12 protein-coding genes and 1 riboswitch are annotated in these 24,313 nt (G+C 58.6%); of the genes, 11 read left to right on the top strand and 1 reads right to left on the bottom strand.

The features are described from left to right. The first annotated feature begins 41 nt into the window (after nt 1-41). Entirely contained in the window at nt 42-716 is a 675-nt protein-coding gene (sleB, locus tag Q0K06_RS05800; protein WP_294549804.1) for a spore cortex-lytic enzyme, read from the top strand. Between the two features lie 59 nt (nt 717-775). Continuing rightward, a riboswitch (purine riboswitch) is annotated at nt 776-872 on the top strand. Between the two features lie 90 nt (nt 873-962). Then, entirely contained in the window at nt 963-2,240 is a 1,278-nt protein-coding gene (locus tag Q0K06_RS05795; protein WP_294549802.1) for an amidohydrolase family protein, read from the top strand. A 264-nt stretch (nt 2,241-2,504) separates the two neighbouring features. On the opposite strand, the gene Q0K06_RS05790 is transcribed toward Q0K06_RS05795, so the two are convergent. Then, nucleotides 2,505-3,359: a MurR/RpiR family transcriptional regulator gene (locus Q0K06_RS05790; RefSeq protein WP_294549800.1), complete on the bottom strand. Its 855-nt coding sequence runs from the start codon at nt 3,357-3,359 to the stop codon at nt 2,505-2,507. Nucleotides 3,360-3,736: 377 nt separating this feature from the next. On the opposite strand from Q0K06_RS05790, the gene Q0K06_RS05785 reads away from it, so the two are divergent. From Q0K06_RS05785 to Q0K06_RS05745, 9 genes are all read left to right on the top strand, one after another. After that, entirely contained in the window at nt 3,737-5,107 is a 1,371-nt protein-coding gene (locus Q0K06_RS05785; protein ID WP_365924824.1) for an FAD-dependent oxidoreductase, read from the top strand. A 76-nt stretch (nt 5,108-5,183) separates the two neighbouring features. Continuing rightward, a complete protein-coding gene (locus tag Q0K06_RS05780; protein WP_294549796.1) occupies nt 5,184-6,470 on the top strand; it encodes a citrate transporter in 1,287 nt (428 codons plus the stop codon). An 82-nt stretch (nt 6,471-6,552) separates the two neighbouring features. Continuing rightward, a complete protein-coding gene (locus Q0K06_RS05775; protein ID WP_294549794.1) occupies nt 6,553-8,691 on the top strand; it encodes a hydantoinase/oxoprolinase family protein in 2,139 nt (712 codons plus the stop codon). A 16-nt stretch (nt 8,692-8,707) separates the two neighbouring features. Beyond that, a complete protein-coding gene (locus Q0K06_RS05770; RefSeq protein ID WP_294549791.1) occupies nt 8,708-9,343 on the top strand; it encodes a hypothetical protein in 636 nt (211 codons plus the stop codon). 278 nt (nt 9,344-9,621) lie between these two features. Further along, nucleotides 9,622-19,356 (top strand): sialate O-acetylesterase, encoded by a 9,735-nt coding sequence (locus Q0K06_RS05765; protein WP_294549788.1) that lies wholly within the window; start codon nt 9,622-9,624, stop codon nt 19,354-19,356. Between the two features lie 83 nt (nt 19,357-19,439). Continuing rightward, nucleotides 19,440-20,126, top strand: a complete 687-nt coding sequence (locus tag Q0K06_RS05760) for a D-lyxose/D-mannose family sugar isomerase (RefSeq protein ID WP_294549784.1) — start codon at nt 19,440-19,442, stop codon at nt 20,124-20,126. A gap of 3 nt (nt 20,127-20,129) precedes the next feature. Next, entirely contained in the window at nt 20,130-21,092 is a 963-nt protein-coding gene (locus Q0K06_RS05755; protein WP_294549782.1) for a carbohydrate kinase, read from the top strand. A gap of 259 nt (nt 21,093-21,351) precedes the next feature. Next, nucleotides 21,352-21,894 carry a stage V sporulation T C-terminal domain-containing protein gene (locus Q0K06_RS05750; RefSeq protein WP_294549780.1) on the top strand — a complete coding sequence of 181 codons (543 nt, stop codon included), beginning with the start codon at nt 21,352-21,354 and terminating at the stop codon, nt 21,892-21,894. Between the two features lie 354 nt (nt 21,895-22,248). Further along, on the top strand, nt 22,249-24,225 hold the full coding sequence (locus Q0K06_RS05745) for an S-layer homology domain-containing protein (RefSeq protein ID WP_294549777.1): 1,977 nt from the start codon (nt 22,249-22,251) through the stop codon (nt 24,223-24,225). Nucleotides 24,226-24,313: the final 88 nt, after the last annotated feature.

Genomic DNA, 24,313 nt, shown 5'->3' with positions numbered 1-24,313 from the left:
TACAATATAGCCAAATGCAGAACAGGAAATGGGGGATTCTCATGCAAAACCGGCGCAGGCTGGTGCTTTCCCTGGCCGTGCTCTTTGCGGTCAATATTGCGGTCATCACCTTCTTTCAGTCGGCGGAGGCCGCCGTATACCGGCAGGGTTCCACCGGCGACGCAGTGCGCACCATCCAGACCAAGCTGAGCAACTGGGGCTACTTCTCCGGGGCCATTGACGGCATCTACGGCCCCAAGACTGAAGAGGCGGTGAAATACTTTCAGCGGAAAAACGGCCTCACCGCGGACGGGATTGTGGGGCCTGCCACCCTCCGGGCGCTGGGCATGTCCACCACCGGCGGCGATTCCCCCGCCTCCAGCCAGTCCAACAGCGTGGACCTGCTGGCCCGGGTTATCTCGGCAGAGGCCAGAGGCGAACCATACAGCGGACAGGTGGCGGTGGGAGCGGTTATTCTCAACCGGGTGGAGCACCCCTCCTTCCCTAACACTATCGCCGGGGTGGTATATCAGCCGGGCGCTTTCACCTGCATGGTAGACGGACAGTTCAACGAGCCGGTGGCTGATTCAGCCTACCGGGCCGCCCGGGCCGCCCTCAATGGCGCCGACCCCAGCGGCGGGGCCATCTACTACTTTAACCCGGACACCGCCACCAGCGCCTGGATCTGGAGCCGCCCCCTCATCACAGTCATCGGCAAGCACCGGTTCTGCTCCTGAGCCGATCTTGACAAAAGGGGCCGGGCGGCATATACTGATTTTGTTCAGGTGTATCGTCCGATACAAGTAAACAGAGAACTTATATAGGCCCAAAATCGGTTGGGTGTCTCTACCGGCTGCCGGAACAGCCGCGCTATAAGTTTTCCTCAGAATGGGGAAGCTGCGCAGCACCGGCAGTCCTTTTTTCTGCTTTTTTGCAGCAGTCTATCCCTCTTACAAGCGTTTGTACAGACTGGAGGATATCAAATGAAACAGCGCAGCTTCGCACTCAGGGGCGACCTCTGCTGGAGCAGAGACCCCCAGCACCTCAATACCCTCCGTGACGGATGGCTGATCTGTGTGGACGGCCAGTCCGCCGGCGTGTTCCGGTCTCTGCCGGAGAAGTACGCCAACCTGCCTGTGGAGGACTGGAGCGGCCATCTGGTGATTCCCGGCCTGGTGGACCTCCACGTCCATGCCCCCCAGTACACCTTCCGGGGCTTAGGCATGGACCTGGAACTGCTGGACTGGCTGGACCGGCATGCATTCCCCGAGGAGACCCGGTATGCCGACCTGGAATACGCCCGCAAGGCCTATATCCGCTTTGTGGATGACATGAAGCGGGGGCCTAATACCCGTGCCTGTGTTTTTGCCACCATTCACGCTCCTGCCACCCTTCTGCTGATGGACCTGCTGGAAAAATCCGGCCTGGTGGCCATGGTGGGCAAGGTGAACATGGACCGCAACTCCCCCGACACCCTGCGGGAGGCGAGCCCGGAGGCCGCCGAAGAGACAACCCGCCGGTGGCTGGAGGATGCAGCCGGGCGGTACGAGCGGGTGGCACCCATCATCACCCCCCGCTTTACCCCCTCCTGCACCGATGACCTGATGGCCCGGCTGGGCAGGCTGCGGAGAGAGTTTGGCGTGCCCGTCCAGTCCCACCTGTCGGAGAACCGCGGTGAGGTGGCCCTGGTTCAGGAGCTGTGTCCCTGGTCCAAGTTCTACGGCGACGCCTACGACCGCTTTGGCCTCTTCGGCGGCGACCACAGCTGCATTATGGCCCACTGCGTCCTCTCCGGCAGCGAGGAGATCGCCCTCATGAAGAAGCGGGGCGTGTATGTGGCCCACTGTCCCCAGTCCAACACCAATCTGGCCTCCGGTATAGCGCCGGTGCGCCGCTACCTGGACGAAGGTCTTAACGTGGGCCTGGGCAGCGATGTGGCGGGCGGCTCTACCCTGTCTATCTTCCGGGCCATGGCCGACGCCATCCAGGTGTCCAAGCTGCGCTGGCGGCTTCAGGAACAGTCTCTGGCTCCCCTCACCGCCCCCGAGGCATTCTGGCTGGGCACCGCCGGCGGCGGCGCCTTCTTTGGCCGGGTGGGCTCCTTTGACCCTGGGTATGAGCTGGATGCCGTGGTGCTGGACGACAGCCGCACCGCCCCTGTGCTCCCCCTCGCTGTGGAGGACCGGCTGGAACGGGCTATCTATCTGTCTGAGGACCGGGATGTGGTCAAAAAGTTTGTCCGCGGCACTGCCCTCTGGTGAAATGCAGAAACGCCCCGCACAGTATACTGCTCCGGAAATAAGGAAAGAGATTCGACACATGACTTCCCCTGCGTCTTGAATATCGGAGCGATACATGCGTAAATAGTTAGAAAAGCGCCCGCAGTCTGCTTTGTAAAGCAGACTGCGGGCGCCTTGTATTTTCCGGAGAATTATAACCATTGTAAGGGATACAGGAAGGCCGTTCACACCAGACACAGGCCGACAACTTGCTTTTGCTTGGTGAAAGCCTTTTGACACTATGCTTCAGAATTCAAAAAAATAGCTGTCCATTGTCTGCTGGCTGTTCAGGATAGCGTCGCTGTTGAGACGCCGCTGCTTCAGCGTCTTGTCGCTCTCCAGCAGGGCACAGTAGAGCACGTCTGTGACATAAAGGAACATCAGATTATTGGAGATTGAGACGGAATTCTGCGTGGTAATCCGGTCGCTGATGATGAACTTAAAGTCCACCAGAGTGCTGAGCTTGGGAGAGTCGTAGCTGGTGATGGAGAGAATGGTGGCACCGCGCTCCCGGCAGATTGTAATGGCTTGGTAAAGCTCACGCATGAGAAGAGTGGGGGCGATAACGATGACCAGATCACCTTTGTTAACACAGCCGGAATAAACCCTGATATTTGCCGGCTCGGAGATCGCCTTGGTATAGAGGCCGACCATACTGAGCTTGAACTCCAGCTCGCGGGCAACAAATCCGGTGTAGGAGAGGGAGAAGATGAAAATATGGGGGGCGCTGCGCATGGCGTCCGCAGCACGGAGAACCTGTTCCTCGTCCAGCATAGCGGTGGTGTTGACCAGCATCTGGCGGTAATCCTTGCTCACGGTGGCGACAAGGCCGGTTTGGTTTTCTGCGCCGGACTCCTGCATGGAGTGGTAGAAGTTATCCTGAGCCAGGGCAACCTTAAAGCTGTTGAAGCCCTTGAAGCCGATCTTTTTGCAGAAGCGGTTGATACTGGCTTCCGAGGTGTTGGTATTTTTTGCGATTGTCGTAATGGTACTGGTTACAACACTGTCAGCGTTGTGGATAACATACTGTGCAATCTCATTCTCGCTGACGGTTAGGCTCTGCTGCATAGAGATAATTTTTGCGATAACGGCGGAGACCACAGATATCCCCCTTTTCTTGGCATTTGACGGGAAATGTATGTTTCAAAGCAGAAATCCAACAAATAGGCGGTTCTTTAAACAGAAAGTTATATCGATTTAATATATCATAAAAAATGGTAGAAAGCAAATAATGCCCCCGGGGAAAAAAGAAATCTGTCGAAGTATACAAATCAGAAAACATCAAATTGTATAAAAATAATTTTCAATAATATTGACAGTTTTAGAAAATAAATATATAATACATACAAAAATAGAGACAAAATTTTAAAAATAAATGTGCAAAAAATATTTAAAACAGAAAAAATATCCAAATAGAATGAAAATTGTGAAAATGTTGTCTTGAAAAAATGCAAAGAAAGTGAAAGGGGATGGAAATAGTGGAACAGACGATTTTCACAAAAAAGTTTGATGTGCTGGTCGCAGGCGGCGGCGTCTCGGGATGCGCGGCGGCTTTGGCAGCGGCGCGGAACGGTGCGGACGTTCTGGTGCTGGAGCAGAACGGGTACTTGGGCGGAACGCTGACCGGGTGCGGTGTGGGGCCTATGATGACGTTTCACGCGGGCAAAAAACAGGTAATCCTCGGCATTATGGAGGAGCTGGTACAGGAGCTGGTGCGCCGGGGACAGTCGCCTGGACATGTGCCTGACACCAAGCAATTTACCAGCACCATCACTCCCTTTAATGCGGAGGGACTCAAGCTTCTCTTGGATGAGAAGCTTGCCCAGGCAGGGTGCACAGTGCTCTTCCATGCTTTTGTGGGAGCGGTGCAGACCGAGCAGGGGAGAATCACGGGCCTGACCGTCTGCAATAAGGACGGGCTGAACACTCTGTCCGCAAAGGTGTATATAGATGCCACTGGCGATGGCGATGTGGCGGCGTGGGCGGGCGCACCTATGACGAAAGGCCGCCCGGAGGATGGAGCTGCGCAGCCCATGACCATGACGATGAAATACTGCGGCGTGGACACAGAAAAGCTAAAGGGCTATGTGATAGCAAACCCGGATCGGTTCCCTAAGCTGGCGCCTCATATGGAGATCTTCCGTCAGCCCGTCCCAGTGGACCTGGAGGGGTTTGACGACGAATTCTCCAGCGACAAGGCGGCCGGGAAACTGACCATCCGTCGGGAGAATGTACTCATGTTCGCCACAGGGCGTCCCGGCGAATATATCATGAATACTACGCGCATTGTGAACCATGACGCCACCGATGCAGCCAGTTTAAGCGAGGCTGAGCAGATTGGACGGCGCCAGTGTGCGGAGCTGGATCGGTTCCTGCGGGCGCGGGTGCCCGGCTTTGAGTGCGCCATGCTGGAGTTTACCGGCCCAACAGTGGGCGTCAGGGGCTCGAGACAGCTGGTGGGGCGGTATACACTCACGGCGGAAGATATTCTGGAGCGGCGGAGATTTCCAGATACGATTGCGCACTCCGGATACCCAATTGACATTCACAGCCCTGACGGCGAAGGAACAAAGGCTGTTTTTATGAGCGAGCCGGGAACCTATTACTCCATTCCTTACTCTATCATGGTGTGTGATTCAGTCAGTAACCTTCTGGTGACGGGGCGGTGCGTCTCTGCCACCTTTGAAGCACAGGCGGCCATTCGCCTGACGCCCAGCGCAGGCGCGATGGGACAAGCCGCTGGGGTGGCCGCCGCAATGGCGGCTGCCGCGGAAGGAAATACCGGGGAGGTGAATATCCAAGCCCTTCAGCGAGCGCTAGTGGATCAGGGCGCCTATCTGGAAGTCTGATTCTGATGCTGAGGAGCCGTATGATACAAAGGACAAAGGTGCAAAAGGTGTAAAAGAGTTATTAGGAGGAAAAATTATGGAAATTGTGCAGGCGATAGGAATCTTTGCAATCTTCGCAGTATGCGTCATTTTGATGATGATGCGCAAGCTCCCCACGATCCTGGCTCTTCCCATCATGGCGGTTGGTATTGCCTTGGTGGCTGGCATTCCCTTCATCTCCTCCGACGCGGAAGCGTTTACTGTGGCCAAAGACGTTTTGGAATCCGGTTCCATGCGCATGAGCACCGCTATTGCCGGCCTGTTCTTTGGCGGCATCTTCGGCAAGGTGCTGACCAAGGTGGGCGTGACCCGCACCATTATTCGCAAGGCGGCGGAGCTGGCCGGCGACAAGCCTCTGCCCATCGCGCTGGCCTTCCTGGTGGTGTGCTCCCTGATCTTTGCCGCCTCCAATGGCCTGGGCATGGTCATTCTGGTGGGCACCATCATTATCCCCATCATGATCTCTGCCGGCGTGAGCCCGATGGTGGCCGGTGCGGTACTTCTCTTCTCTAACGGTATCGGCGTTACCTTCAGCGTCGGCACGCTGGGCGTGTACATCGACACCCTGGGCCTGCCCCTGGAGACCGTCACTGCTTATTCGTGGATGTGTGCCATCCCGTTGATTGTCATCGCTGTGGCGTGGATCGTGTTCTACATCAAGCGCGGCACCAAAACCCGGAAGGCTTGGGCCATGCCTGTATCCGAACCCACTGCTGAGAAGAACGTCCGTGCTATCGCGCTCATCAGCCCCATTGTCCCCGTTGTACTGGTGTTTGCCTTCAGTATGCCCCTGGTCCCCTCCATTGTCATCGGCATCGTGGTGACACTGATTCTCTCTACCCCGAAGAACGCTGTGCAGGTTGTCACCGGCTCTGTTGTTGAGGGCCTGCAGGACACCGCCGGCGCCGCCGCGCTGATGATCGGTATCGGCATGACCCTCAACGCCGTCATGGCGCCCCAGGTGGCCGCCGTGCTCCAGCCTGTCATTTCCGCCGTCATTCCCACCAGCCAGGTGATGTTCGTCCTCATCTTCGGCCTGCTGAGCGTGCTGGCCATCTACCGGGGTCCCCTCAACGTCTGGGGCCTGGGCAGCGGTATTGTGGCCCTGCTGGCAGCTTCCGGCATGAATCCTGTCGCCGCCATGGTGGCCCTGCGGCTGGACTCCAATATCCAGTCCGTCTGTGACCCCACCAATTCCCACAACGTCTGGGTGTCTGACTTCACCAAGATTGATGTCAACGAGTACCTGAAGAAGACGATTCTTTGGATCATGATCTCCACCTTTGTGGGCCTGATCGTGGCAAGCTTCTTTGTAGCAATCTGATGTATTCCTTTCGTCTGCCCGGCTCTGAATCAAATGGCCGGGCAGACGAAACAATATTCCCCGCAAATTTTGGAGGTAAGCAATGAGTAAGAAAGTGCGGATTGGCATTGATGTGGGAGGTACTTTCACCGATGCAGTGGTCATTGATGCCAACACCTATGAGGTAATTGCAAAGAGAAAAATCCCAACCACCCACAAGGAGGGCGTGGCCCACGGCGTGGTGAAGATTATCTCCACGCTGATGGAGGAAAATCACATCGCGCCCGAGGACGTGGCATTCATCGCCCACGGCACCACCCAGGCCACCAACGCTCTGCTGGAGGGCGATGTGGCCAGCGTGGGCATCGTAGGCATGGCCACCGGCATCGACGCCAGGGGCGCCAAGGGCGAGACCAACGTGGGGGACATTGAGCTGGCCCCAAACAAATATCTCAGGAGCTACCACACCTTCCTGGACAGCAAGGGGCTGACCGACGAGAGCATCCAAGGAGCCATTCAAACGCTGAAGGATCAGGGTGCCCAGGTGATTGTGGCCAGCGAGGCCTTCAGTGTAGACGACCCGGCCAACGAGCAGCGGGTCATTCAGAAAGCGGAGGAGATGGGGCTCTACTGCACCGGTGGACATGAGATCAGCCAGCTCTACGGCCTGAAGATGCGCACCCGCACCGCTGTGGTCAACGCAAGCCTGATCCCCAAGATGATGGAGACCGCCAATATGACGGAGCAGGCCGTCCGGGACACCAAGATCAAGTCGGACCTGATGATTATGCGCTGCGACGGCGGTGTTATGAGCATCGACGAGGTGCGTAAGCGCCCCATTCTCACCATGCTCTCCGGCCTGGCGGCCGGCGTGGCCGGCGCGCTGATGTATGAAAAGGTCTCCGACGGCATCTTCTTCGAAGCCGGCGGAACCAGCGTGGACATCAGCGTCATCAAAAACGGCAAGGTTATGATCAAGTACGCACAGGTGGGCGGCCACAAGACCTATCTCCAGAGCCTGGACGTGCGCACCCTGGGTGTTGCCGGCGGCAGCATGATCCGGGTGCGGGATGGAAAGATTGTGGACGTGGGTCCCAGAAGCGCCCACATCGCCGGCAAGGAGTACGAGTGCTTTGCGCCGGCCGGAAGCATCACCTCCGCCAAGGTGCAGCTGGTCAGCCCCCGCAGCGACGACCCCTGTGAGTACGTCACGGTCCTGGCTCAGGATGGAAAGGAATACTCCCTCACACTGGCCGGCGCGGCCAACCTGCTGGGGTATGTGCCCGATCAGGACTACGCCCGGGGCGTGGACGAGACCAACGCCCCTGCCTGGGAGGCGCTGGGGCAGTACCTGGGCATCACCGGCAAGGAGGCCGCCCGCCGGGTTATGGACCTGGCCATGGAGAAGCTCTCCGTGGTGGTGGAGGATCTCATCAGCGAGTACGAGCTGGACCGGAACTTCATCAGCCTGGTGGGCGGCGGCGGCAGCGGCGCGGTTATCGTCAACGCGCTGGCAGAAAAGATGAAGGTCAAGTGCCAGATGGCCAAGAACGCGCCCTATATCTCCACCATCGGCGTGGCCCTGGCCATGGTGCGGGAGCAGCTGGAGCGCACCATCGCCAACCCAACGGATGAGGACATCAAGCGCATCCGCGCCGATGTGATAGAAAAAATTGTCCGATCCGGCGCTAAGGAGGACACCGTGGACGTGTCCATTGAAATCGACGCTCAGAAGAACATCCTGCGCGCCATTGCGACCGGCGCCACGGAGCTGCGGCAGAAGAACCTGGGCGCGGCGGATCTGACCCGGGAGGAGATGGGGAAGATCGCCGCGGATTCCCTGGGGGCCAAGGCGGAGCAGACCCAGTACGTCTGCGGCACCGGCCGCTGGAACCTGTTTGAGGGCCAGTTGAGTAAAAAGATGCTGGGCGGTCTCATTAAGCTCAAGCGCCGCGGTGTGGCCGTGGTGGACCGGGAAGGCGTTGTGCGGCTGCGCAAGGAGCAGGCATCTTATGTTATCTTCCCAAAGGAAAAGCAGAAGGATATTTTCAATTCCTTCCTGGACGATAATACCACCTATTCCGATGCCAACGCTACCATACCAAAGGTGTTTGTATTTTATAAGGAGAAGATGCTGGATCTGACAGGCATGCAGACGGCGGAGCAGCTCTACTCCATTCTGGATGTGGAGACCGAGATGATGGGTCCCGGTGAGGAGATCCTGGCTGTGGCCTATAAATAAACAGGGAGGCAGGCAGATGGACGATCGGATTCTGGCGATGTGCGAGCTCTCCAACGATCTGATGTTTCAGAAGATACCGCCGGAACGGATGGCCTATTACATCGACGGGGCGCTGGAGGCCGGACGGACGGCGGCTGGGAAGTTCCGCGGGACGGATATCAGGACACTCTACCAAAACAGCGGCATCCAAATCCACAGGGGCGGGACGGGGAAAAAAGGATACGGCGTTGTCCTGCGGGGGCAGGCCACCATGAGTCCCGCAGAGTGCAGTGTGGAGGTCTACCCCGACTCCATCGACGAGCTGGCCCGCCACAGCGCCTGGGAGGGCCGCAGCCTTACCAGTGAGGAGGCTATGGACGTGCATCTGGCCCACGAGTTCTTTCACATCTGGGAGTACCGGCAGAACCGCTCCATTGTGGAGGAGCTGGACCCGGTGGTCAGCTTCACCTTTCTGGGGCTGAAGCGCCGCTCCCGCATCAACCGGTGCGGGGAGATTGCGGCCCACGCCTTTGCGGAAGAACTGCTGTCGCTGCCCTGCCTGCCCAATTTCTATGACTATCTCTACCTGATCCATACGGGAAAAATGAAGCGCAGTGATTTTGAGGAGCTTTGCAGCCGGATGGAAGGGCTGCTCCTCGGTCAGAGCGCATAATATGCGGTAAAAGGAGGAGCCAAATGAAAAAAAGAGCGTGTTCTTTACTCCTGGCGCTGGCCATGATCCTGGGCCTTTTCCCCACTTACGCTATGGCAAAGGACGGGAACAGTTGGAATTTGCTTGACGCAGACGCTGCGACAACCGCTCCATTCTCAACTAGCATCGGATCGATTGGAGGGACGGTCGAACAGCGGAATGGGTATGTAAACATACAGAAGGGAAACGACAAGTCTACCTCGAACGGTTCCTATACTTACCTGACGGCGGCTGTTGACATGCCTGAGACGGTGTTTACGCTGGAGGCGGCCATCCGTCTGTCCGGTGGCGTGACCGGCGACCGGAGCAACGGATTTTCCGTCCGAACGGGGGGATACCTCTATCATGCGTTTCTAAAATATGGGACGGTGGAAGAGGGAGGGGGAATCTCCATCTACCCTGACTATAGAGAGCTTGTGCCTGTGGATACCACGGTTTGGCACTATTATGCCATTGTGGCAAATCCGGATACCAAGAGTTACGCGCTGTATGTGGACGGTGAGCAGGTGGCAGAGCACACCACGACGTGGACCATGTCGGGAAGCGACCTCATCCGATTTGGTGCCGACACAGAGGGCTACGCCAACATGGATGTCCAGACAGCTAGAGCAGGTGCCGGAGATCTCAGCGGTCAGCTTACCGCCTATGAAGGAGAGCAGGAGGCGGTTCCACGGCTCACCTCTGTTCAGCTGTCTCAGTACGAGCAGGTGGAAAAGCAGGCCCAGACTATCACAATTACGGTTACTGGCGAAAATCTGGAGGATGATACGCAGATTACTGCGGCGTTGGTAGATACTGGCGGGATGACCGCGGAAAATGCAGCAACCTCCGGCGAATCTCAGGATAACCGGGCTGAACTCACTCTGTCAATTCCCGACACAATAAGCGTGGGTACTTATTATGTGGAGGCCAAGATAGACGGCAGTACACTGCGCTCCGAGGCTTATAAGGTGAAGGCAGACCGCGCCGATCCGCAGTTGCCGGCCTTTTCTGCAGCGGGCTATACGATTGAAATGGAGAACTACCAGTATAATCCCACCGAAGAGTTCAACTTTCCCACCATCGTGGACACCAAGGACCACCCGGTAAGCAACAAGCTGGGCGATTACCGCTACTATCTGTTCTACGCGCCTCATGACGATCCGGCGGGGAATTGTGTGGCAGTATCCAACTCTCTGAACGGACCTTGGGTGGAGTATGCAGAGAATCCAGTGGTATCCAACAAGTGGGATTCCTATTATGATGTCTCCCATGTTTCTTCTCCTCATGTTACATGGATTGACGAGCAAAACTGCTATGTCATGTATTACCACGGGCCTAATAATATCACACGGTACGCCACCTCTGCAGACCTCCTGAACTGGACCTATGGCGGCGTGTGTATAGAGGCCGATGCTTTCTCCACAGAAGAGGAGACCTATCAGCAGGCCAGCTATGCCCGTGTCTTCGAATATACGGTGCCCGGGCTGAATAACAAGTATATCATGCTGATGATGGTTACGCACAACGGAGCGAATAACAGCTACAACAGCCACATTGGATGGGCGTATTCCAGCGATGGAATCAATTGGACCGCAGTGAAAGAGCCGCTTGTTGATCCCGACATCAACGCAGACCTCTATGGTCCCAACCTGTCCGGTCCCTGGTTCATACCTTGGGAGTCGGGGGGAGAGACCAGATATTTTGTCATTTGCCATGCCTCTGACGGCAATATGTATGCCTTTGAGGTGGGAGAGAAACTGGACGAGTGTATAGAGTGGGGACTGTTCTATGACTCCCAGGGTATAAGGAATACGGATGATCTCAATCCAGACACCTACCCTGACTATGGCCGTGCCGGAGCGCCCTGCTTCGTACAGGATGACAATGGGAACTGGCATATGTTTTACGAGGGCGGTAAACGTCTCCATGCCAATATCGTTCACGCTGTAGAGGTAAAAAAAGGCGAGGAGAGTCAATTGGCCCGGGCCAGCCTGGAACTGGACGGTGCGGTCCTCCAGACCGGCGATAAGGTAGAGCCTGTGCTGCGTATTTTTGACAAAGGCAACAACAAGGTGCCTACAGACGCGGAAGGATTAAACCTGACCTACCATGTCAGCGACAGTCGGGTACTTTCTTATGAAGACGGTATACTTACTGCTGTGGGCATGGGTACTGCCTCTGCTTGGGTAGAGATCTCCAAAGCTGATGGTAGCACAGCCGTCAGCACCAAGGTCAATATTACGGTGCAGGAGCAGTCCAGCCTGTGGAATCTGTTCAATGCCGGCACAGCGCCCTACGATGGTAATTTCAATGTAGTGAATACGCCGGGCGGAGGATCAGTGATGCAGAAGGCTGGCTACGTCAACATTGAAAAAGGAAATGACAAGAGCAATACCGCCACCGGAGACGCCTATACCTGGTTGACGGCTGCACCGGCCCTGCCTGCGGATAAGGTATTTACTGTGGAGGCAACTATCCGACTCGCCAGCGCAGTGGATGGAGGGCGGACAAATGAATTCGCCGTCCGGATCAACGGGACCGGAAAGTACTACCCAATCTTCCTGAAATACGGGGCAGATGGCGCCGTCACAAACCAGACCAGTTTTGACAGCGCCAAAGCACTGGACACCACCTCATGGCATAATTATGCCATGGTGATTGATCCCATTGCACAGAGGTATGACGTATATGTGGATGGTGAATTGGTGCTGGAGAATGTCTCCGCTCAGAAGATGAGCGGAGGCAACCTGATTCGTCTGGGTGCGGATAATAAAGGCCGCTGCGACATGGACGTACTGGCTGTGCGCGTAGGCGAGGGCGACCTGAGCGAATCCCTCGGTGGTTATGATGGCCCTGAGTACCCAGAGGCAGGATTGACTTCCGTGCTCGTCTCGCCTGAGAGTCAGGTGGAGAATACAGAACAGCAGGTGACAGTTACTGTTACCGGCGAGAATCTGGAGAATGACACCGAGGTCACTGTAACACTGATGACTGCCAGTGGTACAGCGGTAGAGGGAGTAAGCGCCAGCGGCATGTTTGTGGACAACCAGGCTCAGGTTGAATTAACCATCCCCGACACAGTCCCTTTGGGCAGCTACTATGTGGAGGCCGAGGCGGCGGGAAGTAAGGCCAGATCTGATGTATATCAAGTGACCAGCAGTCTGTCGGCCCCTGACTTCCCCACTTTCGCGGCTGTGGGCTATACGATTGAGATGACGGACTATCAGTACAACCCCACCGAGGAGTTTAACTTCCCCACCATTGTGGACACCAAGGACCACCCGGTAAGCAATGAGCTGGGCGATTACCGCTATTATCTGTTCTACGCCCCCCACGACGCTCCTGCGGGCAACTGCGTGGCGGCGTCTAACTCCCTGGACGGCCCCTGGGTGGAGTATGAGGGCAACCCGGTGGTATCCAACAAGTGGGACCCCTACTATAACGTCTCCCACGTCTCCTCCCCCCACGTCATGTGGATTGAGGAGCAGGGATGCTACGTCATGTATTTCCACGGCGAGAACCCTGTGACCCGATATGCAACCTCCGACGACCTGCTCCACTGGACCTACGGAGGAGAACTTCTCAAAGCCAACGACTTTTCCAAGACCGGCAGCGGCTTCAGCGAGGCCAGCTATGCCCGCGTCTTTGAGCACGAGGTACCCGGCCTGGGCAACAAGTACATCATGCTGCTGATGATCACCGGCAGCGGCAACAACATGCACCGCAATATCTATTGGGCGCACTCTGAGGACGGCATCAACTGGACCCCTGTCCAGGAGCCGCTGCTCAATCCGGACGAGCTGGGTCCCGAGTATAAGAACAACTTCTCCGGCCCCTGGTTCATGGAGTGGGACGGACGGTATTTCGTCATCTGCCACGCCTCCTCCGGCGAGATCTACGCCTTCGAGGTAGGGGAGAGCCTGGACCAGTGCATTGAATGGGGCGAGGTCTACAACTCTCAGGGCGTCCGCAACGTGGATGACGCCAACCCCGACGCCTATCCCGACTATGGCCGGGCCGGCGCACCCTTCTTCATCCAGGACGACGAGGGCCGCTGGCATATGTACTATGAGGCGGGCAAGCGCCTGAACACCAACATTGTCCACGCCGTGGAGGTGCGGCCCGGCGAGGAGGAGCAGCTGGCCCGGGCCGGTCTGACGCTGGACAGCGAAACCCTCACTGTGGGCGCGACCGCTGAGCCGGAGCTGCGGGTGTTCAACAAGAGCAACGACAAGGTGACCGAGGGCCTCACCTACACCTACCATGTGGGCGGAGCCAACCCGGACTGCGTCACCTATGAGGACGGCGTGCTCACCGCCGTAAGCGCGGGCGAGGCCACCATCTGGGTGGAGGTGACCGCACAGGACGGCTCCAAGGCTGTCAGCGATAAAATCGGGATCACCGTCAAGGAGAAGGAGGCCCTGCCCAAGGAGGTCATCATCACCAACCAGATGACCCCCAACAAGACCGCCCTCAACCTGGAACTGCCCGCCATCTTTAAGGCGAAGGGCGTTCTGGCCGACCCGATTAACAATTACTACCTCTATTTCAGCTACAACGATGAGAGCGGCGGCACCAGAAGCATCGCTCTGGCTACCGCTCCCGCACCCGAGGGCCCCTGGACCGTATATAAAAACGGTACTCCCGTGATGACCGCCCAGTCTCTCGGCGTGGAGAGCAGCGTCAACGCGCCCTGGCCTGTGTGGGACAGCGAGAACCAGCGGATGCTGATGTATTACAGCATGGGCGCTACCGCCATCGGTGTGGCGGAGTCCACCGACGGAATCAGCTTCACCAACATGCAGACCGTCTTTGAGGGGTCTGATGCCCCCGCGGGCACCCAGGCCTACCAGCAGAGCGTCTATGCGTACACCGTTGAGGGACAGGACAACAAATATGTGATGTTCTACACCGGCAACGGCTACCGCTCCGAGGACGGCACCTATACCAACGGAAAGCAGATTTTCTACGCCGTGTCCGACGACGGACTGAACTGGACCGACTCCGGTAAGGTGCTCCAGTATCCCGATTCCGGTGACAAGGGGAACATCGCCTCTCCCCGGCTGATGATCAGAGACGGCGAGCCCTATGTGGTCTACCACAATTCCAACGGCAACCTGGGCTACTCCCTGCTCAGCGGGGATTTCTCCACCGCGAGCCGGCAGGGACGGCTCTATGACTCCACGGACGGCGAGCCCGACCGTGGCCGCGCCGCCGACGCCTGCTTCCTGCAGGAGGGAGACAGCCTGTACTTCTACTACACGGCCCGCTCCAACAAGGCAAAGAACGAGGAGGACGCCTCCATGATTGTCTGCCGGAAGCTGAGCGGCGGCGATCAGGAAGATGTTATCTTCCAGGACGATTTCAACGACGGAAACGCCGACGGCTGGGAAGTGGACAGCGGAACCTGGGCCGTGTCTGACGGCGCGTATGTCCAGAGCGCCGCTTCCGGCGGCGCCATGACCTTTGCCGGCGACGCGTCCTGGAGCAATTATGAGGTGGAAGTCAAGGTGACGCCCACCGAGACCAGCAAGAGCATTGCCGTGATGGTGAGCGGCCGGGCGGACGGCACCCAGAACCGCTATATCGGCGCTTACAACGGCGGCAGGCTGATGATCGACCGGCGGATCAACGGCAGCAACAGCACCATTCTGGCCCAGAAGGAATACACCATGGAGCTGGAACAGACCTATACCCTGAAGATGACCTTCTCCGGCGAGAATATCGCGCTGTATGTCAACGGCGTAAAGGAGCTGGAAACTGTGGATGACACGCATGCCTCCGGCAAAATCGGCCTTGCAACCTACAATACGGCCGCCAGCTTTGACGACGTGATTGTCCGGGCTGTGAATGGAGCGCCTGAACCCTCCGAGGACCTGACTGTGGAGGACTTCGGCGACCACCAGGTGGTCCAGAGAGACGCGGAGAACAAGAATGCGGTCATCACGGTCAACGGCACTGTGACCGCCGAGGGCGCGGAGAAGGTGGAGGCCCGGGTTATGGCCTATGACGCCGACGACGGCGCCGCCGCTGTGGTGGACTGGACCGAGATGACCTGCGACCTGTCCGCCGGGACCTGGTCCGGCAGCCTGACCGTTCCCCAGGGCGGCTGGTACCGCCTGGAGGTCCGGGCCAGCGGCGCTGACGGCCAGGTGCTCGAGCAGACCGCGGGCGCCCACAAGTGGGGCGTTGGCATCAACATCCTGTGCATCGGCCAGTCCAACATGGTGGGCCAGGCCCAGGACAAGCCCCGCACCGAGGCCGACGATCTGGTGGCCAACTATACCCGCTCCGGACAGTGGACCCACCTGGTGGACCCCTATGACGGCGCAGGCGGCTCCCTTGTTCCCGCTCTGGGCAACAGCCTGGTGGAGGAGCTGGATATCCCCGTGGGCTTCATCCCGGCGGCCGACTCGGGCTCCGGTCTCCACGCCCCCAACGTGGGCCACGCGGAAACCCGCTACTGGATGTATTACAACACTGAAAATCCCGGCGACACCACCACGCTGTACGGCAAGGCGCTGACCCGCGCCAAGGCCGCGGGCGGCGTGGAGCTGATGGTGTGGAACCAGGGCGAGACCGACGGACGCCTGATGATCGCCGAGGAGACCTACGAGCAGGACATGAAGACCCTGCTTCAGCGCTTCCGCACCGATCTGGGTGATGAGAGCATCCCCATGTTTATCTGCCAGATTGGCACCCACGACGAGAACATCTCCAATGATGCGGCCTACACCGCCATCCGGAATGCGCAGCACGACCTGGACGACGGGAAGAACTTCTTCCTGGCGGCCACGGAGATGGAGTTCGCCCGCAAGGACACCGCCCACTACACACAGCCCGGACTGGACGAGATCGGCCGCCGGGTGGCCAACAGCATCCTGTACTACTACGGCCAGTCCGACTACTACCGCGGCCCCTATATCACCGGCGCGGAGTATGCGGACGGAAACCGCTCCGTGGTGGACGTGAAGATTGCCCACCGGGGCGGCAGCGGCATCGTAACAGAGGGACAGATCACCGGCTTCACCGTCCTGGACGGCATGAACGAGGTGGAGATCACCTCTGCCGTGCGGAAGGACAGCGACACCATCCGCCTGACCCTGGCACGGGCCATCTCCGGCAGCGGCCGCGTCCGGTATCTCTACGGCCTCAACCCCGAGCACAGCAACATCGCCAAGGACAACACCGAACTGCAGCTGCCTCTGGAGAACACCACCTCCGACATTCTCATCAGCGGAGACGAGATGCTCAAGTGGGATCTGATGGACCACGCCATGGCGCCCGACTGGACCGCGGATGGCTGGCGCTCCTCCACAAAGACGGGCAGCATCAACCAGCAGAATGAGTATGTCAACATCAGCAAGCCCAATGAGAGCGGCACCGGCAGCCAGAAGCTCTATCACTGGGTGGTGTCTCCCACAACTCTGGCCCTGCCCAGAGACGGCTTCACCCTCCAGGTAGAGGCCAGGGTGGCCGGCATGGTGGACGAGCAGGCCAATGAAATTGCCGTGCGCATGGGCATGGACGCCAACGACACCAATGGCAAGATTGCCTCCATCTTCCTGGGCTACGGCAAGGACGGCTTTGTCAGCACCACCACCGCAGGGAACAGCCGCTTTACCATGCCGCTGGACACCACGGTATGGCACACCTTCAGCATGGTGGTCCGCCTGGACGAGGGCGCGTATGTCTTCGACCTCTATGTGGACGACCAGCTGGCCTTTGAGAACGTGCCCCTCAATACCTACAAGGGCGGCGATCTGATCCGCCTGGGCGCGGACAACGGCGGCCGCTGCAACCTGGACGTGAAGCATGTCCGCCTGGGCACCGGCGAGGTCCTGCCCGAAGGCGTATCCCCCGCCCGTGTCACCAGGGTGACGCTTTCGGAAGAGAGCCAGAAGGAGACTGAGAGCAGTCTCCTGGACGTGACCGTCACCGGAACCGGCTTTGACGACAACGAGACGGTAACGCTCACGCTGGTGAACAAGTACTATCAGACTGTGGAGGGCGTAGACGCCGTGGAGGCCAGCTTTACGGACAATACTGCCCGGGCTCAGATTACCATCCCCAGCGGACTGGACGCCACAACCTATTATGTAAAGGCCGAGGCCAACGGCCGGGTGCGCTATTCCGGCGCCTACACCGTGGAGGCCGACCGCGCCGCGCCCGTATTCCCGCAGTTCACTGCTCAGGGCTATACCATTGAGATGGAGGACTACATCTATAATCCCACCCAGGAATTCAACTTCCCCACCATTGTGGATACCAAGGAACACCCGGTGAGCAACGAGCTGGGCGACTACCGCTACTACCTGTTCTACGCTCCCCACGACGCCCCTGCCGGCAACTGCGTGGCGGCGTCCAATTCCCTGGACGGCCCCTGGGTGGAGTACAAGGGCAACCCGGTGGTGGGCAACATGTGGGACCCCTACTACAGCGTCTCCCACGTGTCCTCTCCCTACGTCATGTGGCTGGAGGAGAAGGACTGCTACATCATGTACTTCCATGGGGAAAATCCCGTCACCCGCTATGCGCTTTCTGACGATCTGATCCACTGGGAGTACGGCGGCGAGTGCCTCAGAGCCACAGATTTCCGCAGCGACGGCGGTGAGGCCAGCTATGCCCGTGTCTTTGAGCACACCATCCCGGAGCTGGGCAACAAGTATATCATGCTGCTGATGATCAGCCCCACCGGCGGCTTCAGTGACAAGAACCGGGACATCTGCTGGGCCTATTCCGACAACGGCACAGACTGGACTGTGGTCCAGGAGCCCCTGTTGGACCCCACTATGAACGACGAGTACCAGGGGAATTTCTCCGGTCCCTGGTTCATGCCCTGGGAGGTGAACGGTGAGGAGCGCTACTTCGTCATCTGCCACGCCTCCTCCGGCAACATGTACGCCTTTGAGGTGGGCGAGAGCCTGAACGAGTGCATCGAATGGGGCGTGTTCTACGACTCCAAGGACTCTGCCGACCCCGACAACCCGGATGATGAGAGCGCCTATCCCGACTATGGCCGGGCCGGAGCACCCTGCTTCATTCAGGATGACGAGGGCCGCTGGCACATGTTCTACGAGGGCGGTAAGCGGCTCCACGCCAATATTGTCCATGCCACCGCACCTGCGGCTGAGACGCCCGAGATTGTCCAGCCTGGGCTTACTACTAAGGTAGAGACCCTGCCGGACGGCAGCAAGGTAGTTACTCAGAAGAATCTGCTTACCGGGGATATTACCGAGACACTGACCCGACTCGACGGTGTAACTGCAAAGACCATAGTCACCAAGGAGGGCGATTCCCAGAGCCGGATTACAGTTCCTGAGGGCATGAATGGCACCATCGTTGAGGTGCCCGCAGGAAACGGCAACGTGGCAATCCGGGTCAGTGAGGACGGCACCGAGACTGTGCTTCCTATCGCATACATCGAAAATGGCCGCGCCCGTCTCTGGGTGGAGCGCTCCGCCGTTGTCCGGTTTGAAGTGCGTACAGCCGCCTTTACGGATATTTCCGACGGGGAGATCAGGGCGGCTGCGGAACAGCTGGCCGCGCAGGGCATCTTCTCCGGCACCGGAGACGGAAACTTCTCGCCCAGCCTGCCCGTGGACCGCGCCACCCTGGTGACTGTGCTCTACCGGCTGGATGGAAGGAAGCAGCCGGAGGCGGCCTCCAGCTTTGCAGACGTGGAGGCTGATGCCTGGTATGCTGACGCCGTGGCCTGGTGTCAGGGCGCCGGGGTGACCAACGGCGTGGGCGGCGGACGGTTTGCGCCTGATATGGCTTTGACGTGGGAGCAGACTGCCGTTATGCTTTACCGGTACGCGGAAACACTAGGCGTTGTAAAGCCTGAGAATGAGAACGAGACTGAGCGGGAAGCGGCCCTCCGGTGGTGCGCCGCCAAGGGTGTGAGCGCTGCCGAGAATCCGGGCAGAGCCGTCAACCGGGGACAGCTCGTCCTGATTGTACAGAATTATATCAAGGCCCTGGTGGGCTGAACGGAAATTTTCCGGTTCCGGCGGCAGGCTGACTGTCCTGCCGCCGGAATGCCGCAACATAAGAGATAAGGAGCGTATGCATTATGAAGCGATCGGAGATCAACGCGGTCCTGCGGGACGCGGTGGAGTTCTGCCGGAAGATGAACTTCCAGCTGCCGCCCTGGGCCTACTGGAGCCCGGAGGACTGGGCTCGGGCTGGACACGAGTGCGACGAGATACGGGACAATATGCTGGGCTGGGATATTACGGACTACGGTCACGGGAAGTTCCGTGAAATCGGCCTGGCGCTCTTCACCATTCGCAACGGAAACCTCCACAACAGCAAGTACAGGAAGCCTTACGCTGAGAAGCTGCTCATCTCACAGGAGGATCAGCTCTCCCCCAACCACTTCCACTGGAGCAAGATGGAGGACATTATCAATCGGGGCGGCGGAAATCTGATGGTCCAGGTCTGGAATTCCACTGAGGATGAGGCGCTGGCCGATACGCCGGTCACGGTTCACCTGGACGGCGTGGAAAAGACGGTGCCTGCCGCCACGGTGCTCCGCCTGACTCCCGGCATGAGCATCACCCTGCCTCAGCGGCAGTACCACGCCTTCTGGGCGGAGCGGGGCCACGGCCCGGTGCTCATCGGTGAGGTGTCCATGACAAACGACGACAATGTGGACAACCGGTTTTATGAGACACAGGGCCGTTTTCCCACCATTGAGGAGGATGAGAAGCCTCTCTATCTGCTCTGCAACGAGTACCCCGCGGCAAAGGAGCGCTGAGCCATGAAGCGGTATGATGTGGCGGTGCTGGGTGAGGCGCTGATTGACTTTACCGATTACGGCGTCTCAGACGGCGGCGGGCGTCTTTTCGAGCAGAATCCAGGCGGCGCGCCCGCCAATGTGGCCTGCGCGGTAAGCCGGCTGGGCGGCCGGGCGGCCTTTCTGGGCAAGGTGGGCGACGATATGCACGGCCGCTTCCTGCGGGATACTCTGGCAGGGGAAGGGGTGGATGTGTCCGGCATGGTGCTGGACCCGTCCGTCTTTACTACTCTGGCCTTTGTGGCGCTGGACGACAGCGGAGAGCGGAGCTTCAGCTTTGCCCGCAAGCCGGGGGCCGACACCTGCCTGCGGCGGGAGGAGGTATCCAAGAACGTGTTAGAACACTGCGGCATCCTCCACGTAGGCTCTCTCTCCCTCACCGACGAGCCCGCCAGAAGCGCCACCCTCTGGGCAGTGAAGCAGGTCAGAAGCCGGGGCGGCGCTGTGGCCTATGACCCCAACTACCGCGCTTCTCTCTGGAGGAATGAGGAAAATGCCCGCCTCCAGATGCGGAGTCTGACGCCCCTGGCGGACTACATCAAAATCTCTGACGAGGAGACGGAACTGCTCACCAGTCACAATAGCCCTGAAGAGGCCGCACAGACCCTGCTGGAGCAGGGCGCCTGCTGTGTGGCGGTGACCTTGGGCGCGGAAGGAGCGCTGATCGCAGCCCGGGATGGAATGAAGGTTGTACCCGGCTGCCCTGTCGAATGGGTGGCAGATACTACAGGTGCGGGCGACGCATTCTGGGGCGCCTTCCTGGCTCAGACAGCAGGCAGCGGGCTCTCTCCCCAGGAGATGACATTGGAAAAGGCGGCAGAGTTTGCCCGATTTGCCAACATGGCCGCCAGCCTGTGCATCGGCCGCCGGGGCGCCATTCCTGCCATGCCCACACTGGCAGAGGTAGAAAGTAGGCTGAGAAAGTAACTGGAACAGAATTGCGCCCGGGAATCTGGTTCCCGGGCGCGATTTTGCTTGTCTTAGCAATTTTTGCGGAAGGAAAAAGAATGGCGCGCTTTTTCATTCTTTTCCGTCTAACGTTTCGAGACCTTTCGCGCACCTTGCATTTTCCGGAGAAACACCGCTGCACTGCCAAATGAAACCAGGGACACCTTCGCATAGGGAAAAGAAACCTGCAAATAATAGGGCTGTTTAGAAAAATAAGACCGCAGGAGGAATCCTATTTATGAAGGCCACAGGCATCGTAAGACGCATTGACGACTTGGGCCGGGTCGTGATTCCCAAGGAAATCCGCCGGACCATGCGAATCCGCGAGGGCGACCCCCTGGAGATCTACACCGACAAGGACGGCGGGGTCATCTTTAAGAAATACTCCCTGATGGGCGGGCTGGGCGACTTTGCCGGCCAGATGTGCGAGACGCTAAACAAGACGACCGGCGCGATCTCGGTCATCACCGACCGGGACAGCTGCATCGCTGTGGCGGGTACTGCCCGCCGGGAGCTGGCGGAAAAGCGCATCTCCCAGGACCTGGAGCAGCTGATGGAGGGGCGGCAAATCTACCAGTACCATCAGGGTGAGACTCCGCTTCTGGTCAGCGAGGAGAACGAAAAATACTTTATTTCCACCGCTGCGCCGATTCTGTCTGAAGGAGACGTGCTGGGCTGTGTGCTCTTCGCCTCCACGGACCCGGAGATGACCACCGGCGAGACCGACTACAAGCTGGCTCAGACCATTGCAGGCTTCCTGGGACGGCATATGGAGTCCTGAAGCAGAAAGGGACATGAACCCCGGTGGGGGTCCATGTCCCTTTTTTCAGCTTATAGCAGGACATCACATAGAGGAACCGGGGAAAAGCAGGACAGCTATCCAGAGTGAAAATGCTGATAAGTAAAAGCAAAATCCCTGTTGCAGATGTCCGGGAAGCGCGTCTAATTAGATAGAGGGAAGAAAAGGGGGGCCCAATGAGCTGGATGAAAACGGGAGGGGAACCTTGACGCTCCACAGAACTTCTGGACCGTTCCGCAGGAAAGGGTAAGCCGCCCGGCGGCAGACTTGCAGTTAAGGGGCTGCGGAACTGTGAGAGGGTACCATATCAAAATCATACATAGGGAGGTTACGGTCATGAGACGATGGATTGCCTGTGTTCTGACCCTGCTGTTCTGTATTGCAATGTTGCCTGCATCGGCGGCAGAAAGCGCTGGGCCGTCTGTCTGGGCGGAAGCTGAAATAAATGAGGCCATTTCCGACGGCCTTGTGCCGGAGGAACTCCAGACAGACTACCAGCAGAATATCACCCGGGAGGAGTTCGCGCAGCTGGCCGTTACCTTGTGCATGGTCAAGCTCCGCTACGTGGGCAGCCCGGAGCAGTTTGTGGAGGACTACCGGCGTTATTTCTATGACAGGAACGGGAATCCCGCCGCCGTCATTTCGGCGGAGTTTTCCGATGCAGCACGCTGGGGAACTGCGGCCGCTGGGCTGGGCATTGTCCAGGGGAGGGGAGACGGCACCTTTGATCCGGAGGGGCTCATCACCCGCCAGGAGGCGGCAGCCATGGTGACACGGGCTTATCAGGCCTACTCCGGCCAACCCGAGCTGAATATTATAGGCGGAGGCTCCGCCTATGAGAATGCCCCGGACTGGGCGGCGGAGTCCATCGCCTGGCTGGAGTGGTGGGGGTTTATGAAGGGGGACGGCAAGGGGGACTTCATGCTCCAGAGCCACCTGACCCGGGAACAGGCCATTCTGATTTTTAAGCGCCTGTCGGACTGGTATCTCCCGACAGACGGGCTGGTGCCCTATGAGGAGGAGCTGTCCCGCACCCTGTTCCCGGAGGAGGGCAGCTTCAGCCTGACGGAGATGGTTGAGAAGTCAAACAACGCTGGCGTGCTGGGCATCGAAGCTGACGGCACCCCTTCGTTCTGGATCCTGTATGCAAGGGGCGGCCGGACGCAGCTCTGGCCCATTCTGGAGGATCTGGTCCCCGGAATGACCGGGGTGGAGGGCCTGTCCATCGTGAACGGAACGGATCTCACGTTCTACGTGAAGGCAGAGGACGGTGTCCGGCTCTTCCGGTTGTCTATTTTCTGTAAGACCGTCAGGGAGATGAGGGAGGTCCTGACCCCGCAGCCCGCCCTGGACGGCATCGCGGTGACAGGCTTTGACGGGACCCATGTGTTTGCAGCGGCGGAGGACGGCGTAGCTGTCTATGACATGATGGGGCAGAAGATGTTTGACCTTCCGCCGGGGGAGATCACCTGGGACAGTGATACCGATATATTCCGCCATGAGAGCGCCGACGGCGTCATGTACTATACATCGGAGGGAAAGCCCTTGGGCCAGACGCCTTGGTTTGCCGCAACCAATTTCCATATCGGCCAGGCCGTGGTTCAGGGGGAGGCGGGCGGCCCCGTCTCCGTCATTGACAGCAGCGGAACGGTGCTCAGCACCCTGGACAGCTACGGCGGAACCATTGCGGACATTACTTATGGCGGCGGCTACGGCGGAAATTATGTACTGCTGGATAAGGATGACCGCCACTACCTGCTCAACACCACCGATGGAAGCCTGTTCGGCGGGGAGTATCTGGACGTGGGGCCTTTTGAAGGGACCAACATACCGGTGAAGACGGAGGAGGGATGGGGATTTCTCAACCAGTTTTTCCAGATTGCTGTCTCATGCCAGTATCTGAAAGTATATCCGCTCCACAACATGGCGGTGGTACAGCGGCGCGATGGGACGTTTTCCAGCGTGGATGCACATGGCCGTGACGGGACCCTGGGCTCCGGCTGGACGTTCCTCTCCGGACTCAACGGTCAGGGCTGCACCCTCGGCATCCGTCCCGATGAAGAAGGAATACCCCAGACGATGCTCGTATCGGAAATCAAGAATCCTGTGCCCTTGCCGGGAGATATCACGGAGTATGTGCTGTACGGCGGGGTTGCGGTGCGCACAGCGGGCGGAAAAATCACCCTCTTCCACGAGAACGGAACAGAAGTGCTCACAAAGCTGGAGGTGGAGGGCGTCTGGGGACGGGCGGACGGCGATACCCTGCTGCTCAAGTCGGCCGGGCGGTATTACCTTTACGATTCGCTTGGATAAAAGAAAACAGCGGCTGGATTCCCACTTCGGGATCCAGCCGCTTGAGACTGTGGATAAACCCTGAGGCTTAATGGTTCGGAGGGAAAGA

This window comes from uncultured Pseudoflavonifractor sp. (assembly GCF_944387805.1).
Taxonomy (GTDB): domain Bacteria; phylum Bacillota; class Clostridia; order Oscillospirales; family Oscillospiraceae; genus Pseudoflavonifractor.
Note: the sequence above shows the minus strand (reverse complement) of the source record. Positions and strands in the feature narration are given on the sequence as shown.